The following is a 17188-nucleotide window of genomic DNA, read 5'->3' as shown; positions in this document are numbered from 1 at the left end:
CGATGACTTCGAACGAGAGCAGACCGCCGGCCACCCCGGCCCCTTCCGAGGAGACCCGTCAGTGGATCATCCTCTTTCGCCGCGGATTCACCCGTCTCTTCGAGAACGTGAGCCTGATCCTGAAGTGTCTCTATGCCGCCTGTGCCTTCTTCGTCGCCCTCGAGCTCTTCTTTTTCTTCGGCCTGGCAGACAAGGAAGCCCACTACCGTTGGGAGAACGTGATCGGGTTCTATGCGGCGTATGGTTTCGTTTCCTGTGTCCTGCTCGTAATGGTGTCCAAATACCTTCTCCGACCAGTCGTGATCCGGCCCGAGGATTACTACGATCATCCCTCCAAGCACCGTGATTGATCTGCCTCCAGCATTCATCCTGATCCTGGGAGCCCTTCTGATTCCCTTCCTCAAGGGGAAGGTGAAATCGGTTTACCTCGTCGCCCTGCCCGTCCTCGGATTCATCAATGTTCTGGGATTGAGCGAGGGGATGTTCTGGACTGTCCAGTTTCTCGATTTCGACCTGGTCTTCGGTCGGATCGATCGATTCACCCTGATCTTCGGCAACATCTTTTCGCTGATCACGATCATCGGTTTCATCTATATCCTGCATACCCGCGACGACCTGGAGTACATGTCGGCCATGGTCTATGCGGGGAGTTCACTGGGGGTCGTGTTTGCGGGCGATCTGCTGACGCTCTTCATTTTCTGGGAGTTGCTGACCCTCTGTGCCGTCGGGCTTACCCTGGCCCGGCGAAAGGATGCCTCAAAGAGAGCGGCCTTCCGTTACCTGCTGGTCCACGTGACCGGCGGCCTTATTCTTCTTGCGGGCATTGTTCTCCACATTGCCGAGAACGGCACCACCGCGTTCAACTTTGTCGGGCTGGGCGGTTGGTCCGGCATTCTCATTTTTGTCGGATTCGGTGTGAACTGCGCCTGGCCCTTCCTCCATGCCTGGTTGCCCGATGCGTATCCGGAGGCCAGCATCGGGGGCACGGTTTTCATGGCCACCTTCACCACGAAGACCGCGGTATATGTGTTGGCCCGCGGCTTTCCGGGTGAGTCCGCCCTCCTCTGGATCGGGACGGCCATGGCGCTCTTCCCGATTTTCTATGCCGTTATCGAGAATGATCTTCGCCGGGTCCTTGCCTACAGCCTGATCAACCAGGTCGGTTTCATGATGGTGGGCATCGGGGTCGGCACCGCACTCTCGCTGAACGGAACCGCCGCGCACGCCTATTGCCACATCCTTTACAAAGCACTGCTTTTCATGTCGATCGGCGCGGTCATCCACCAGACCGGCAAATCGAAGGCAACTGAACTGGGCGGTCTCTTCCGCTCAATGCCCCTGACCTGTATTTTCTGCTGCATTGGCGCCGCCTCCATTTCGGCCTTTCCCCTCTTCAGCGGTTTCGTGAGCAAGTCGATGGTCATGACCGCCGCCGCCGAAAACCACCATACCATTGTCTGGTTGGCTTTGCTTTTCGCCTCGGCCGGTGTCTTTCACCATGCCGGTATCAAGATCCCGTTTTTCGCCTTCTTCTCACACGATTCGGGTATCCGGGTGAAGGAAGCGCCGACCAATATGCTGGTCGCGATGTCGATCGCCGCCTTCCTGTGCATCTTTCTGGCGTTCCCTGTATCCGGATACAAGGTACTCTACGGTCTCTTGCCGTTCCCGACCGACTACAACCCGTATACCTTCGGGCACGTCAATGGCCAGTTCCTGCTGCTACTCTTCTCCGCCCTCGCCTTTACCCTGCTTCTTCTCTCCGGCTACTACCCGTCTGAAAAACGGGCCATCAACCTGGATGCGGATTGGTTCTATCGAAAGGGCGGAGTGCTCTTCTACAACCTGGCCGCCCGCCTGCTCAACGGACTCAATACGTGGACCCAAAGAATCGTGGTCGACGGCCTGGTCGGTCGTCTGAGCGCGAACGCCAGGATCGGTCCGATCCGGATTTGGGCCCGGTTGATGAAGGTCTATTGGACGATCGGGGGGCGGAATGAGGCCGAGATCGAGAAGCGTCGGAACCTTCTCCTGCTCAATGCCCGGGGCAGTACCTTTCCAATCGGCGCGACCGCTGTCCTGGCGGCTTTGCTGATGGGGGTCCTGATCGTCCTTTGATAACCGCCGGGGAGCGGCTGCTGCAGGACGCCGATGCCCGCTGCGGAGTTGTCCGCCCGATACGGAAGTCACGACGATCAATTCGGTTGATCCGGGTCCTTGAGCCGGTCAAACTCGGCGGATGTCAATGGCGAACCCCAATGCATCTTCATCAGGAAATGCCGGCCCGGGTCTCCTCTTCTTTTGGGTCGCACTGAGTCTGGTCGCCGGGGCTGCACGGGCCGATCCACCGGCTCTGCCCGAGGCGAGCTGGGACAGGCTGCCGGCCTGGCACGGCTTCAATCTTCTGGAGAAGTTCCACCTGGATTGGAGCAACGGACCCTACAAGGAGGAGGACTTCCGGATGATGGCGGCCTACGGGTTCAATTTCGCCCGGCTGCCGATGGATTACCGGACCTATATCAAGGGCGGCGACTGGCTGGCCTTTGACGAGGCGATTCTGGCCGAGATCGACCAGGCGGTCGCCTGGGGCGGAGAGTACGGAATCCATATCGACCTCAACCTCCACCGGATTCCCGGCTATACGGTGGCTTCACCGGCCGAATCCACCAGCCTCTGGACCGACCCGGCCACCCAGGCGGCGGCGGCGGCCCATTGGCGGATGTTCGCCGAGCGATACCGGGGCATCCCCAATTCACGCCTGAGCTTCAACCTCCTGAATGAACCGGCCGGAATGCTGACCGGCACCCAGTATGCGGCGGTCGTCAAGATCCTGGCCGACGCCATCCGGGAGGAAGATCCCGACCGCCTGATCATCGCGGACGGTCTGGACTTCGCCACCCGGTCGGTTCCGGAACTGATTCCGCTCCGGGTCGCACAGTCCAAGCACGGCTATGAACCGTTCAATCTGACGCATTACCAGGCGGACTGGGTCGACGGATCCTCCAGCTGGCCCGTCCCTTACTGGCCGGGAAACGGCGTCAGCACCTATCTCTATGGTCCCGAGAAACCGGAATTCCGGAGCGCGATGGTCATCGCGGGACCCTTTGAGCGTCCGGTTTCCCTGCGCATCCGGGTCGCCGTGGTCTCGGACCGCGCACGGCTGGTCGTGTCAGGGGATGAGGCAACCCTTTTCGACCGTGTCTTCGAACCAGGGCCGGGTGAAGGGGAGTGGGAAACCGTCGTCTACAAGGAAGAATGGGGGCTCTATCAAAACACCTACAACCGGGACTACCTGATCGACGTTCCGGCCGGCGTATCGGAAATTAGGATACAAAATACGGAGGGTGACTGGTTGACGCTGGCGCAAGTGGGGATCCGGGAAGTCGAACCCGACGGCCCCGAGGCGGTTTTGCAGCCCGGGGCTGGGGACTGGGGGTCGCGGCAGGATTTTGTCCTGACTTGGGGGGTTGATGAAGCCGGACCGTCGCTCACGGCAGGCGGAGGAGATCGGGCGGATCTCTGGGAGCGCCATCTCCAGGAGTGGAAGGATCTCGAGGCGCAGGGGGTCGGGGTGATGGTGGGCGAATTTGGAGTCTACAACCGGACTCCGCATCCGGTGGTCATCGCCTGGTTGCGGGATGTCCTCGAAAACTACACCATTGCGGGCTTCGGCTGGTCGATGTGGAATTTCCGGGGCAGTTTCGGTCCAATGAACAGCGACCGGGATGACGTGGTTTATGAAACGGTTGAGGGGGGCCTTCTTGACCGGGAAATGATGGATCTGCTCCAGGAGTTCGCCGGGCATCGGGAAAACCCGTCGGGTTGAACGACCTGAAAGCTGGACCCGAACCCAGATCCGGCCCCGGGATCCTGCACCGGAGTGGGTTGATTTCGGTTGGGGCTTCGTCCAAGCTCCCGACGCGATGAACCTCCGCCCCTACCGTTCTACGGATCTGCCCTCGTTGTATCGGATTTGTCTGGAGACGGGAGCCAATGGAGGGGACGGGTCGGGCCGCTGCACCCATCCGGATCTGGTCGGGGCGGTTTTTGCCGCGCCGTATCCGGTTTATGACGCGGATTCCTGCCTGGTGCTGGAAGACGACGAAGGCCCCTGCGGCTACGTTCTCGGGGCCTTTGATTCCCGGGCTTTTGCCCTCTGGTTCAATCAGACCTGGCTCCCGGAGATCCGGGACCGCTTCCGGAACCTGACGCCGCCACCCGGCGCCTTCGATGGATGGATCCTGGAATACCTCGACCGCCAGATGGAAGTGCCGGATTTCGTCGACGACTATCCGGCCCATCTTCATATCGATCTGTTGCCCCGGGTTCAGAAGGGCGGGTGGGGGCGGAGATCGATCATGGCTTGGGCGGATCTGGCCAAGGCGCGCGGTGCCCGGGGGCTTTATCTCGGTGTTTCAGGTCAGAATCTCAACGCCGTGGCCTTCTACCGACATATCGGAATGCACGAGATTGCGGCGGAAGACTGGGGTTTTCAGATGGGGATGAAACTGGACGGATAGACGGACTCCGGATAGGGCGGTTTCCCCCGCGTTTCCTCTTAAGGAGAGGCTCTGCGTCCCGGTCAATCTTTGCTCCGAGGCGAAAGGCCTCTCCTGAAAATCTGCGGCTGAAGGAAGGCGATCGACTCGGTCCCTCACCTCTCGCCGGTCTGTCTTTCGAGCCGGAACCGAGCCCTTGGAGGTTCAATCACTTCTTTCCTCTCCATGGATTCGCAGGGTCCAGGCGTGTTCGCTGACCGCCCGTCCGGCGGGAGGCAGGGTGATCGTGGTGACCGATCCGTCGGTCTGCCAGGCAAGCGGTTCCGGGTAGCCCAGGAGATGGATCTCACTGCCTTCATCCGGAACCACCCGGGTCAGCGCGAGCGGTTCCTCCGGCCAGCGGGTGAGGATGGCGTAGACGGTGCGATCCGAACCGCGCCGGGTGTAGAAAACGGAGTCGCCCTCGCTGAATTGGGCTAGGCGTTCCGTGCCAAGAATGGCCTCTCCATTGGTGCGGAGCCAGATCCCCATGAGGGCCAAACGCTCGACGCTGGCTGCCGGGATGATTCCCTCGGCCGTCGGTCCGACATTCAGGAGGTAGTTGCCACCCTTGGCGGCAATATCAATGAGGTTGTGGATCAGGTTTTCGGCAGATTTCCAATTCCGGTCGTCTGACTTGAAGCCCCAGGTATCGTTCATTGTCATGCAGGATTCCCAGTCGAAATCGGAAGCCCCCTCGAGTATCTCCTGCTCGGGAGTGCCGAAATCACCGGCATAGTCCTGATCGTCCCGGTTCATGCCCTTCATCCCCTGGCGCCCCTTGTCCACGCGGTTGTTGATGATGATCCCGGGACTCAGGCTTCGCACATAGGCATAAAGGTCGAGGCCCTGTTGGTGGGTCCACTCCGGAATCCATTCGCCATCGAACCAGAGCACGGCTGGATTGTAGTTCTCGATCAACTCGCGGATCTGGGGCTTGAGGGTGCCCTCGACGTAACGCTCAAAGTCCGGGTTGGACTTCTCCCTGGTATTGTAGGTCGGGTAGTGGGGGCCCTGGGCATCCGGATGGTGCCAATCCATGATCGAGTGGTAGAAGCCGAGGATCATCCCCTGCCGGTCGCAGGCGGCCTTGAGCTCCCCGAGGAGATCACGGTGGATGGGGGCGAAATCCATGGCGTCATACCCGGTCACCTTCGAGTCCCACAGGCAGAACCCGTCGTGATGCTTGGAGGTGATGATGATGTACTTCATCCCGGCATCCCGGGCGATCCGCACCCATTCGTCCGCGTCGAAGGCGGTCGGGTTGAACCGTCTTGCATAGTCCTCGTACTCGGAAACCGGAATGGCGGCCTTCTGCATGATCCACTCGCCGATGCCTTCGACCGGTTTTCCGGCATGAATGCCGGCCGGAACGGCATAGGGACCCCAGTGAATAAACATTCCGAAGGTGGCATCACGCCACCAGGACATGCGTTGATCGAAGGCCTCCCGGGATTCCGCAACCGGTTGAGCGGCTGTCTCCGAGGCCAATACCAGGGAAGGACTCAGGCCGGTGGCGACCGCCGCGATGAGGAAGGCTCGAATCGGGGTTCTCATGGTAACGCAGCCTGATCGGTCCACCCGGCCAGGTCGACCCTATTGCGCATCGAACGAACCGGAAAACTGACGGATGGATTCTGCCGTTTTCCCGATCATGGTTGGAAGTGACGAATCCATTGGACTCTGTTGTCTCTCCGGATTTATTCGCCCAATCCACCCCATGAATGCGACTCTGACTGATCTCGACGTCTACCTATTCGACCTGCGCGGTTATCTCATTCTGAAGAACGCGCTCTCTTCCCAGGAAGTGGCGGAGTGCAACGCCATCCTCGACGACCTGCAGCATCTCAAACCCGGGGAGTGGCGCGGCCATGCCCATGCGCACACCTATACCGGGACCGAGGGACTCAATGTGCAGCAGATCTACGAAGCGGGCGAACCCTGGGAGCGGCTGATCGACCACCCGTCGTGGATCGCCAAGGTCACCCGGTTTGTCGGCGGCGAAAACACCTTCGACTACAATCACGGCAAGCTCTTCATCGACGAAGCCTTTGCCAGTATCCGCGGACCGGGCGATGCCATCGGCCTGCATTCCGGCGGCCACAATACACCGAAGCGCTGCCAGTTCCGCTTTCACAACGGCCTCTTTCAGTGCGGCCAGATCAATATTCTGATGGCTTTCACCGACATCGGTCCGGGTGATGGGGGTACCATGGTCATCCCGGGCAGCCACAAGGCGAATTTCCAGCATCCGGAATTCGACAGGGCTTCGATGAAACAGGGGGAATCGCGATCGGTCGACGGGGTGACCGGCGCGGTCGAGGTTCACCTGGAAAAAGGAGACGCCCTTCTCTTCGTGGATGCGATCTCACATGGCTCGGCCAAGCGGGTCAATCCGGGCCAACGGCGCATCGCGGTCTACCGCTACGGTCCCTCCTGGGGCATGTTCCGGCATCCCTACCGCCCCTCCAGGGCTCTGCTGGATCGTCTGACCCCGGAGCGCCGCGCCATCGTCTGGCCTCACGAGCACAAGCTCTTTCCGCCGGGCGAAGGACCGCAGGCGTAGGGGTTGTTGGGCACCTTTCTGCATGCCTTCGCCGCATAGAGCGGCTCAAAGAGAAAACTCCAGGGGCATCACCGGTTTCAAAGGGGTATGATGGGAAATTCCCACGGATTCCGCCGAATTTGATGGTTCTCGGCGGAGCAACCGACATTTTCTGAGGACAACCGGGAAGGCAGGACTGCCGCAACCGGCTTTTTCTTCACCCCGTGCCCTTCAACCGGCCCTCCCCATGCAAGCAACCCTGACCGATCTCGACGTCTATCTCTTCGATCTTCGCGGCTACATCATCCTGAAGAATGCGCTCTCACCCAAGGAAGTGGCGGACTGCAACGCCATCCTCGACGACCTGCAGCATCTCAAACCCGGGGAGTGGCGCGGCCATGCCCACGCGCACACCTATACCGGGACGGAGGGACTCAACGTGCAGCAGATCTACGAAGCGGGCGAGCCCTGGGAGCGCCTGATCGACCACCCGTCGTGGATCGCCAAGGTCACCCGGTTTGTCGGCGGCGAAAACACCTTCGACTACAATCACGGCAAGCTCTTCATCGATGAGAATTTCGCCAGTATTCGGGGACCGGGCGATGCCATCGGTCTGCATTCCGGCGGCCACAACACAGCGAAGCGGTGCCAGTTCCGCTATCACAACGGGCTCTTCCAATGCGGGATGATCAATATCCTGATGGCCTTCACCGACATCGGTCCGGGCGATGGAGGGACCATGGTCATCCCGGGCAGCCACAAGGCGAATTTCCAGCATCCGGAATTCGACAGGGCTTCGATGAAACAGGGGGAATCGCGATCGGTCGACGGGGTGACCGGCGCGGTCGAGGTTCACCTGGAAAAAGGAGACGCCCTTCTCTTCGTGGATGCGATCTCACATGGCTCGGCCAAGCGGGTCAATCCGGGCCAGCGGCGCATCGCGGTCTACCGCTACGGTCCCTCCTGGGGCATGTTCCGGCTGCCTTACCGCCCGTCAAAGGGATTGCTCGAACGTCTGACACCGGAGCGCCGCGCCATCGTCTGGCCTCACGAGCACAAGCTCTTTCCGCCCGGCGAAAAACCACAGGCGTGACGGGGACTGCTGTCCGCGGACCTCGGGCAATTTCCGCGGACCTGCAGCGTGGATGCCCTGGCTCTGAGTTCCAGGCTGCCGGCGATTCACTCTTCCATGTGGAAACGGACAAAGGCCATGGCCTTGCGCAGGGCGTTCTCCGTCTTGCCCGGATCGATACCGCCCAGGTTGTGGTTGGCGCCTTCCAGCAGGATCAGCTGGTGGGAGACGCCCTCCGCTTCGAGTGCCTCGGCCATCTGGATCTCCTGGTGGTAGTCCACATCGAGGTCCCGGGTTCCGTGCACCATAATGGTGGGCGGGTAATCGGGAGTCACCCCGCGATCATTCAGGTAGGGCAGGTAGTTGTCTCTTTCCGAAACCGGGTCCCAGCCGGTCAGGGCGAACGGCCACTCTCCCCTCTGGCGCCACGTGTTGTAAACCGGGGTGATATCATAGGTGCGTTCGTATTTGTTGGATACGGCCGGGCCGGGCTTGAAGGCGGTCATCTCCTCCGGGCCGAGACCGCTTTCCCGGTGTTCGGGATCGATGCTTGGTCCGGTCGCCCAAGGACCGACAAGGTCGCAGTAGCCCGAGAACGATGCCAGAACGGTTGGCGGGGGTGTCACATGGTGGCCGGCGGCAAGGGTCAGGTAGCCGCCGGCGGATCCACCGGCCACGGCGAGACGGTCGGTCCGGGCGCCGAAGAGTCGGGGTCCTTCGGCGCGGACCCAGGCGCAGGCGTCGGCCACATCCGCGATGATCCCCGGCAGCTTTGTCTCGGGAGCCAGCCGGTAATCGATGCTGACGATGATGTACCCGGCCTCGAGCATCATCCGGGGAAAGGGCTTTTCCCACTGGTTGAAGCGATCTCCCTTCATCATGGCCCCGCCGTGGATCCAAACGAGGACAGGTCTTTCCAGTGCATCATCGGCTCGGCTGACCTCGGCCTGGATCTCGAGGTTCTGCACGGTCTTGTAGGTGTAGGTGCGGTGAAGCAGGACTTTCATGGCGGTCACCTGCGCGTCGGCAGACCCGATGGCCGGTCCCGCCAGGAGCAGGAAGACAAGGTATAGCCCAGCCGGGCAGGGGAAGGTCCGGCGGGGAATCCGGGGCATGCGGACGTTGTAGACGGGGCCGTGCGCCTGGGCGAGCCTGAAGCGCACTCATCCGGGTGTGGCTGGCTGGCTTTGACCGGCTACCTGCCCGAAACCAGCTCGCCCGGCCGATAGCGCAGGAGGCAGCCGACCCCGGCCAGACGTTTGAGTGGTTCGCTGCCGGACACCGTTTCGATCTGAGTGTTCGTTTTCAGGGCCAGGCGGATCAGCTCTTCGCGGGTTTCTGCATCCTCGAAATCCTGATCGATGATCAGCATGTCGGCATACCCGTCTCTCATCGCGTCGAGGCTGGCCTCGAGTCCGGACACGGCAAGCCCTCCTTTCATGACGGAGGCCTCCAGCATATCGACCCGGTCGTGACTTTCCCCGGACTCGGCCAGGGTGAACTGATGAATGGACTCCAGGAGAATGGGACCGATTCCGCTGCTGGGATTGGCGGCCATGGAGGTGATCAGTTTCTTCCTCAGACGGGTGGGCAGAGCCTCGGCCAGACGCCCGACCATCTTCGGGCTGCCCGCCACGATGAGATGATTGTGCCCTTTTCGATTCATCAGGTCCTCGAGAATGCGGATCTTTTCGTGAATGAACTGCTGTTCCCGTTCCCGTTTGTGATTGCGGTAGTGCTCGCGGGTCCATTCCCGGCCGACCCTCTGGCGAAGTTCGGGGCGTTTCGCGAGAATCTGCTCGGTCACCGCTCCAATCGTCGTCTCGAGGATACGGGCCTCTTCTTCGGTGGTGATGACAATGACGAAGCGGTGATAGGAATCCTTCAGTTCGATCAAAGGATAGATGTGGGGCAGAGTATCCGCCACGAAGAGCGGTTTCAGCGGGACCTGAAACTCAGTGGCGGTGAAGAAGGGGTTTTCACCCCATCTGGCGTAAAGGGCCACACTCTTGGAGTGGGGGTCGAGCGATTTTTCCAGGTAGGACCGTATCTCGCCCAGGGCGTCCTCAAAGTCGGTCCGGCGCTGGCCGGTCAGACGCTTGGCGAAAAGCGAGGACGGGTAGTCCAGATCGGACATCCATTCCGAGTGCTTCCGCTGAAGATCGAGGAAGCAACTGATGAGCGGGCTTTCGTCGGGTTCGATTTCGACGAGACGATGGACCAGGGCGGCGAGTGGATCAGGCTTCATTTGGGGAAACAGTTTTCGTATTTTGCAATTCGCGAAAACAAACCCATTAAGAAGTCGGGCGCAAACCCATCCGGCCGGTTTCCGGACGATTCCCGAGCCGTCGACGGAGCCCGAGCTGCGGTGGGAAAAGATCGAACTCTTCCCGCTGATCCGTTTCCATCGAAGTCGCGGATCGGGCGCAGTAGCCGGGAAATCCCGTGGTGAGTCGTTTGAGCCGGACGAACCAACCGGAACTTTTCTTTTTGATCGTGCCTTTCCTGCGGTTTAAGTGGCAGGCTGTAAATTCCTGTTTCCCTTTATCATGTCTGCAAAACCGACCATCATCTACACCAAGACGGACGAAGCTCCCGCTCTTGCCACCTATTCGCTGCTGCCGATCGTTCAGGCCTTCGCCCGGCATGCCGGCATCTCGATGGAGGTGCGCGATATTTCCCTCGCCGGTCGCATCCTCGCCAATTTCCCGGATGCTCTGACCGAGGAACAAAGGGTGGGGGACGCCCTGGCCGAACTGGGTGCCCTTGCGCTCAATCCGGATGCCAACATCATCAAGCTTCCGAATATCAGTGCTTCGATCCCGCAGCTGAAGGCCGCCATCGCAGAACTCCAGGCCAAGGGCTACAGGCTTCCCGACTATCCCGAAGTCCCGGCAACCGAGGCGGAAAAGGAGATCAAGGCCCGCTACGACCGGATCAAGGGAAGCGCGGTCAATCCCGTCCTGCGGGAAGGCAACTCCGATCGCCGCGCCCCCAAGGCAGTCAAGGACTATGCCCGCACGCATCCCCACTCGATGGGTGCCTGGTCGGCTGACTCCAGGACCAATGTCGCCACCATGGGCAGGGATGATTTCCGTTCCAACGAGAAGTCGGTCACCGTTCCCGCAGCCGGCACAGTGAAGATCGAATTCGTCGGCGCCGATGGCTCGACGAAGGTGCTCAAGGAAAAGACCGCCCTCAAGGCGGGGGAGATCCTCGATGCGACCGTCATGCGCAGGAAAGCGCTGGTCACCTTTATCGCGGAGCAGATCGAGCGGGCGAAGCGGGAAGGCATCCTCTTCTCCGTCCACCTGAAGGCGACGATGATGAAGGTTTCCGATCCGATCATCTTCGGTCACTTCGTGCGGGTCTTTTTCAAGGATCTGCTGACCCGGCATGCTGACACCCTGAAAGGGCTGGGCGTCGACCTGAACAATGGTTTCGGGGATCTTGTTTCGAGAATCCAGGCACTGCCTGCGGCCGAGCGGGAGGCGATCGAGGCTGGAATCGCGGAGGCCTATGCCTCCGGTCCCGCCCTGGCCATGGTAAATTCCGACAAGGGGATCACCAACCTCCATGTACCGAGCGACGTCATCGTGGATGCGTCGATGCCGGCGATGATCCGCTCTTCCGGCCAGATGTGGAACGCGGCGGGGAAGCTTCAGGACACCCTTGCGGTCATCCCCGACAGCAGTTACGCCGGAATCTACCAGGCCACGATCGACTTCTGCCGGAAGCACGGGGCTTTTGATCCGCGCACGATGGGTTCCGTCTCCAATGTCGGCCTGATGGCCCAGGCGGCCGAGGAATACGGGTCGCACGACAAGACTTTCCAGATTCCCGCCCCCGGCAAGGTCCGGGTGGTCGATCAGGGCGGCGCGGTCCTGCTTGAGCACGCGGTCGAGGAAGGGGACATCTGGCGGGCCTGTCAGACCAAGGATGCCGCCGTCCGGAATTGGGTGAAGCTGGCGGTCGATCGGGCCCGGGCCACGGATACGCCGGCCCTGTTCTGGCTCGATGAAACCCGGGCGCATGACGCGCAGGTCATCGCCAAGGTCCGGGCTCGTCTGGCCGATCACGACACAAAGGGTCTCGATATCCGGATTCTGCCTCCCGCCGAGGCTTGTCGCGTCAGCCTTGAGCGGATGAAGAATGGGGAAGACACCATTTCGGTTACCGGCAATGTGCTCCGTGACTACCTGACGGACCTGTTCCCGATCCTCGAGGTCGGCACCAGTGCCAAGATGCTTTCGATCGTTCCGTTGATGAACGGCGGCGGTCTGTTTGAAACGGGAGCCGGCGGCTCGGCACCCAAGCATGTGCAGCAGTTGCTGGCGGAGAATTACCTGCGGTGGGATTCGCTCGGTGAATTCCTCGCGCTGGCTGTCTCGTTTGAGCACCTCGCCACAACCTTCAACAACCCGAAGGCAAAGCTGCTCGGGGAGACCCTCGATACGGCCACCGGGAAATTGCTGGAGACCAACAAATCACCCACCCGCCGGGTTGGCGGCATCGACAACCGGGGAAGCCATTTCTACCTCGCGCTTTATTGGGCCCAGGAACTGGCGGCACAGGACAAAGATCCGGAATTGAAGAAGGTCTTCACTCCAGTGGCTGCGGAACTGAAAGCCAACGAGACGGCGATCGCCGATGAACTGCTGGCCGTCCAGGGCAAACCCGCCGATGTCGGCGGCTATTATCAGCCCGACGATGCCAAGGCGGAGGAAGTCATGCGACCGAGTGCGCTGTTCAACAGGATCATTGCCGCGATCTGACCTCGTCGAAAGGGAAACAGCGAAGGTTCGTTCTGTGAGAAAAGTGTAGCCCCGGCACTCCGTTGCCGGGAGATCCCGTGGAGGCAACGTCTCTGCGATGGTCTGGATTCCCCCCACAGATCCGCACCATTGAGGTCGCGAGAGCGCGACCCTCCATTTCTGATCGAATTGGAGGGAGGACCTTCCGGCTTCGCAGGGACAGACACGGGCAGGAATCCGGCGTCGGGTTTCTGGCGATTCTCCCGGGCTAACGGTCAACCTGCTCAGCACTGGACGACCGGCCCCAAGGTCTTCGTCCTGTCCTGAGGAACCTGATCCCCGGCTCCTTCGCGTCCGGACCAACCATGCTACACCGTTCTTCAATCCTTTTCCTGACTCTGATGAGTGCCACTCCTTTCGCCTCCGCCTTTGCCGCGCAGTCGCCGGATGAGATCCGGTCAGGCTTGTCGAGCCATGACCGGGCTCTTCACATCAAGGACGGCTGGATCCGCGACCCCTATATCTATCTCGCTCCGGACGGCCTCTATTACCTCACCGGGACCACCCCGGAACCCGGTGACCCCCGAGAGTTTGGAGATCCCTACAACAGCGGCCTGGACAACCCCGGGATAACGGGATCACTCAAGCCGGCCGTGGTCGGCACGAAGATCCGGGTCTGGCGCAGTGCCGATCTGATCACCTGGGAATCAGTCGGACCGGTCTTCGACCTGCGGGATGGCTATTGGGCCGGGGCGGCCCCGGAGGCCTTTGCCACGGTGCCGGAGGCGGACTGGCGTCTCTGGGCACCGGAGTTGATCCAACTCGACGGAAAGTGGATCCTGGTCCATACATCGCCCTCGCCGGTCAAACAGGGAGCCAACCTCATCGTCTCTTCGGGTGGTGATCTGGCCGGTCCCTGGACCTTTCCGATGGGGGCGGAAATGCTGGGCAAACATGATCCCTCCCTCTTTCGCGATGTTGACGGGATCGTTTACCTGCTCTGGGGCAATACTTCGATCGCGCCTTTGAAACAAGGATACAACGGCTTCGCGGCGGAGCCGGTCCGGATCGACCCATCGGACCGGCGGATCGGACACGAAGGCGCCACTCTCCGGAAGATCGGCCGCAAGTATGTCCATTTCGGGACGGCCTGGTCCACCGACCAGATGCGCAAAGGCACCTACAACCTTTACTACTGCACGGCCGATACGATCACAGGCCCTTATGGTCCGCGCCGTTTTGCCGGCCGATTCCTGGGACACGGCACTCCCTTTCAGGACAAAGACGGCCAGTGGTGGTGCACCGCTTTCTTCAACGCCAACGTCCCGCCGATCAGTCCGGAGGACGCTCTCAAACCCTGGGTTGGCGACAATGCCCACACCATCAACCTGCAGGGAGTGACCCTGGTGCCTCTCGACGTCCGCATCCTTGAAGACGGCGATGTCTCGATCCGGGCGATTGACCCGGCCTACGCGAATCCCGGCCCTGAGGAAGCAGATCCTGAATAGTTCCGAGGCCTGAAAGGCCGACAACCCGTTGCCGCACCGGCAACTGCACAGGGGACTCATAATCCCTTGGTCGTGGGTTCGACGGAGCGAAGCGAAGATGGGGCGCGCAAAGCGCGAGTGCGCAGCACCTGGCAGCGCCAGCCAATCCCCCGGGGCGCTGCTCGAATCGCCAGCGCTCAGGTGATTCATCCTTCGAGTCTTCAGACTGGACGTTTTCGTGCGGTCGACCAAAAGTGAGCGAAACTGGCACGGGCCCTTAGCTCAGCGGTTAGAGCAGGGGACTCATAATCCCTTGGTCGTGGGTTCGAATCCCCCAGGGCCCACCAGCCCGTTCAGGGCTGGTGGGAGTGGGGATGAGAACCCTTGGGTTCGACGGAGCGCAGCGCAGAAGGGGCGCGCGAAGCGCGAGTGCGCAGCACCTGGCGAGGCCAGCCAATCCCCCAGGGCCCACCAGTCCGCTCAGGCCCCTGCAGAAGCCCGCGCGGCCACCCTAATGCATGTGGGAATGCGTGGCCTTGGTCGCATCCGGCCAGGGGAACCGTCCAAGGGTGATCTCCTCTGCCTGCGCTTCACCTTCCCGGACATGGTAGGCGTGGTCGAGTTCCAGGCCGGTAAGGGTCTGGGTCTCCCCGGTGCGTGGCCAGAATATCTCGACGCGCTCGATACGAGCCGCCTGCCCGAGGCCGATCTCCTGGCGCAGGGGTGAGGCGCCAAAGCTGCCTCCGCCCGTGACGACCCGATGGATGGCTCGTTCACCGTCCGGCGTCCCCACCACAACCTTGATACGCGCTCCCAGGGCGACCCGGTTGCTGCGGACCCCTTCGAGCTGGAGCTTCAGCCAGTGATTGTCGTGGCCGGGGTTGGCGAACAGCTGGTTGTGGTAGTGATCGCCTGAGAACGCCCCCCCCACGACTGAATAAATGTCCTGGGCACCGTCGTGGTTGAGGTCGCCGAAGGCCACGCCATGTCCCTTCTGCAGCTGACCGAATCCCCCGGAAGTCGTGACATCCTGAAAGCCCCGGCCCGCGTTGTTCCGGAACATCAGACTCGGAATGATCGTTCCGAGTGAGGGATCCCCCGTGCCCACGTAAAAGTCCAGCCACCCGTCATAGTCGAGGTCGCCGAAGTTGGAACCCATGGCATGCAACACCCGGTAAAGGCCCTGGGCTTCGGTGACGTCACGGAAGGTGCCATCCCCATTGTTTCGATACAGTCGGGCGCGTTCACCATTGTGGCGCGCACCCAGATAATCCGCCAGGACATCCCCGGCATTGGTGATCCAGTATCCCGTGACGAAGAGGTCGAGCCAGCCGTCATTGTCGAAGTCCCAGAACCAGCAGGGGAAACTGCGCATTGGCTCGGTCACCCCTGCGCTGGCCGCCACATCGGTAAACCGCCACCGCACCTGCGGTCCCGTTTCGTCCGGGTCGGCGGGGCCGTCGTTGCGCAACAGTCGGTTGGGTCCGACGAGCGAAGAAAGGTAGAGGTCGGGCAGACCGTCGTTGTTGTAATCACCGTCGGTGACACCCTTGATCCAATCCACGATGGCGACCCCGGATTCCTCGGCGCATTCGGTGAAGGTGCCGTCGCCGTTGTTGCGATAGAGTTCGCAGGGATCGGCCGCGCCCGATTCGGGCACACTTTCATTGCCGATGAAGATATCCAGCCAGCCATCGTTGTTGTAGTCGAACCAGGCCGCTGTCTGGGTCGAATGGAAACTCAACAGTCCGGACTCCTCGGTGACATCGGTAAACGTGTTGTCTCCGTTGTTGCGCAGGAGGGAGTTCGGGAACCGACCGTCCTTCGCCAGCCAGCCCTCGCGCAGCACCAGCACATCAATGAAGCCGTCGTTGTTGTAGTCGCCCTGCTTCATGTTCAGCCCGCCGAACAGGCCGCGCAGACCGGCCGCGTCGGTGAGGTCGGTGAACGTCCCGTCACCCTGGTTGCGAAAGAACCGCAGCTGACCCTTGAATCCCCAGGCGGATACGAGAAGGTCGAGGAACCCGTCGCGATCAAAGTCTTCCATGACCACGGACCCGGAGACATCGTCAATGTCCAGCCCGAGCGGACCCGCCACGTCCGGAAACCGCCCGATGTCGTAGTCCGCAGCAAACACCTCCGGAGGAAGCCGCCAGTTGGCCGGCACCTCGTCGGGATACTCGCCCAGGGTCATGTAGGCGACATTGAGCAGCCAGGCGGCATACGGACTTGGCTGGAGCTCGAGGAGCTTGTCCAGCGTGATGATGGCATTGCGCGAACCCCGAGGGTTGAGATGGACGCCGCCTCCCTGGATGGGGAAGAGGCAGGAATCGGCATTGTGATTGTAGAGGCAGTTCTGCTGCTCGCCCAAACGAAGCCAGGCGATCGCCTCCTGCTCGAGCAGCTGCGCTTCGACCTCGACCTTGAGCCGGTAACCCCGCGCCTTCAAGGCCTCGCGCAGGGCGGCCAGCTCGCGCAGGGCGGCTTCGGACTGGCCGCTGTTGAGCAATGCCATCGAATAGGGGAGTCTGAACTGCAGGGCCGCTTCCGGATTCGGTGCGTTCTCGACCTTGTCTCCGAAATAGGCCACCGCCTTGTCGGGAAGAAACATGATGACGGACTCATCGACATCGTGATCCAGGCCGGACAGACGCTCGATCATCTTCCGTGTGCTCTCGGGTTGTTCGGCGATCGCCGCGGGAGGCGCGGGAGGTGAACTCATCGCATGATGGACACCCTCCGATTCGCTTTCCGCTGCGCGCGCGGCGACGGAGCCGGCCACGGACGCAACC

General features: G+C 61.3%; 12 protein-coding genes and 1 tRNA gene. 9 read left to right on the top strand and 4 right to left on the bottom strand.

Features of this window, described 5'->3' with window-relative positions:
* Nucleotides 1-2 precede the first annotated feature (2 nt).
* The 4 genes from R3F07_01165 (at nucleotide 3) to R3F07_01150 (ending at nucleotide 4520) form a co-directional block, all read left to right on the top strand.
* Nucleotides 3-350 carry a hypothetical protein gene (locus R3F07_01165; protein MEZ5274970.1) on the top strand — a complete coding sequence of 116 codons (348 nt, stop codon included), beginning with the start codon at nucleotides 3-5 and terminating at the stop codon, nucleotides 348-350.
* Nucleotides 343-2118, top strand: coding sequence for a Na(+)/H(+) antiporter subunit D (locus tag R3F07_01160; protein MEZ5274969.1), 1776 nt, complete (start codon nucleotides 343-345; stop codon nucleotides 2116-2118). The genes R3F07_01165 and R3F07_01160 overlap by 8 nt, the downstream gene beginning before the upstream one ends.
* A 127-nt stretch (nucleotides 2119-2245) precedes the next feature.
* Complete coding sequence (locus R3F07_01155) at nucleotides 2246-3826, top strand: cellulase family glycosylhydrolase (protein MEZ5274968.1); 1581 nt, start codon at nucleotides 2246-2248, stop codon at nucleotides 3824-3826.
* A gap of 97 nt (nucleotides 3827-3923) precedes the next feature.
* A complete protein-coding gene (locus R3F07_01150) occupies nucleotides 3924-4520 on the top strand; it encodes a GNAT family N-acetyltransferase (GenBank protein ID MEZ5274967.1) in 597 nt (198 codons plus the stop codon).
* Between the two features lie 183 nt (nucleotides 4521-4703).
* Here the strand turns inward: R3F07_01150 and R3F07_01145 are convergent, their stop codons facing one another.
* Nucleotides 4704-6095: an alpha-L-fucosidase gene (locus R3F07_01145; GenBank protein MEZ5274966.1), complete on the bottom strand. Its 1392-nt coding sequence runs from the start codon at nucleotides 6093-6095 to the stop codon at nucleotides 4704-4706.
* Nucleotides 6096-6258: 163 nt separating this feature from the next.
* On the opposite strand from R3F07_01145, the gene R3F07_01140 reads away from it, so the two are divergent.
* A complete protein-coding gene (locus tag R3F07_01140; protein MEZ5274965.1) occupies nucleotides 6259-7104 on the top strand; it encodes a phytanoyl-CoA dioxygenase family protein in 846 nt (281 codons plus the stop codon).
* 226 nt (nucleotides 7105-7330) lie between these two features.
* Nucleotides 7331-8176 carry a phytanoyl-CoA dioxygenase family protein gene (locus R3F07_01135; protein ID MEZ5274964.1) on the top strand — a complete coding sequence of 282 codons (846 nt, stop codon included), beginning with the start codon at nucleotides 7331-7333 and terminating at the stop codon, nucleotides 8174-8176.
* 86 nt (nucleotides 8177-8262) lie between these two features.
* On the opposite strand, the gene R3F07_01130 is transcribed toward R3F07_01135, so the two are convergent.
* Together R3F07_01130 and R3F07_01125 are read right to left on the bottom strand one after the other, a co-directional pair.
* Nucleotides 8263-9318: an alpha/beta hydrolase gene (locus R3F07_01130; protein MEZ5274963.1), complete on the bottom strand. Its 1056-nt coding sequence runs from the start codon at nucleotides 9316-9318 to the stop codon at nucleotides 8263-8265.
* Between the two features lie 32 nt (nucleotides 9319-9350).
* Complete coding sequence (locus R3F07_01125) at nucleotides 9351-10403, bottom strand: host attachment protein (GenBank protein ID MEZ5274962.1); 1053 nt, start codon at nucleotides 10401-10403, stop codon at nucleotides 9351-9353.
* A gap of 301 nt (nucleotides 10404-10704) precedes the next feature.
* On the opposite strand from R3F07_01125, the gene R3F07_01120 reads away from it, so the two are divergent.
* The 3 genes from R3F07_01120 (at nucleotide 10705) to R3F07_01110 (ending at nucleotide 14743) form a co-directional block, all read left to right on the top strand.
* The gene (locus R3F07_01120; protein ID MEZ5274961.1) at nucleotides 10705-12930 is read left to right on the top strand and encodes an NADP-dependent isocitrate dehydrogenase; all 2226 of its coding nucleotides are present in this window, start codon (nucleotides 10705-10707) and stop codon (nucleotides 12928-12930) included.
* 380 nt (nucleotides 12931-13310) lie between these two features.
* Nucleotides 13311-14417 (top strand): family 43 glycosylhydrolase, encoded by a 1107-nt coding sequence (locus tag R3F07_01115; GenBank protein ID MEZ5274960.1) that lies wholly within the window; start codon nucleotides 13311-13313, stop codon nucleotides 14415-14417.
* 250 nt (nucleotides 14418-14667) lie between these two features.
* A tRNA-Ile gene (locus R3F07_01110) sits at nucleotides 14668-14743 on the top strand.
* Nucleotides 14744-14907: 164 nt separating this feature from the next.
* Here R3F07_01110 and R3F07_01105 read toward each other — a convergent pair.
* Entirely contained in the window at nucleotides 14908-17118 is a 2211-nt protein-coding gene (locus tag R3F07_01105; protein ID MEZ5274959.1) for a CRTAC1 family protein, read from the bottom strand.
* Nucleotides 17119-17188 lie beyond the last annotated feature (70 nt).

This window comes from Opitutaceae bacterium, from assembly GCA_041395105.1.
Lineage (GTDB): Bacteria > Verrucomicrobiota > Verrucomicrobiia > Opitutales > Opitutaceae > B12-G4.
Note: the sequence above shows the minus strand (reverse complement) of the source record. Positions and strands in the feature narration are given on the sequence as shown.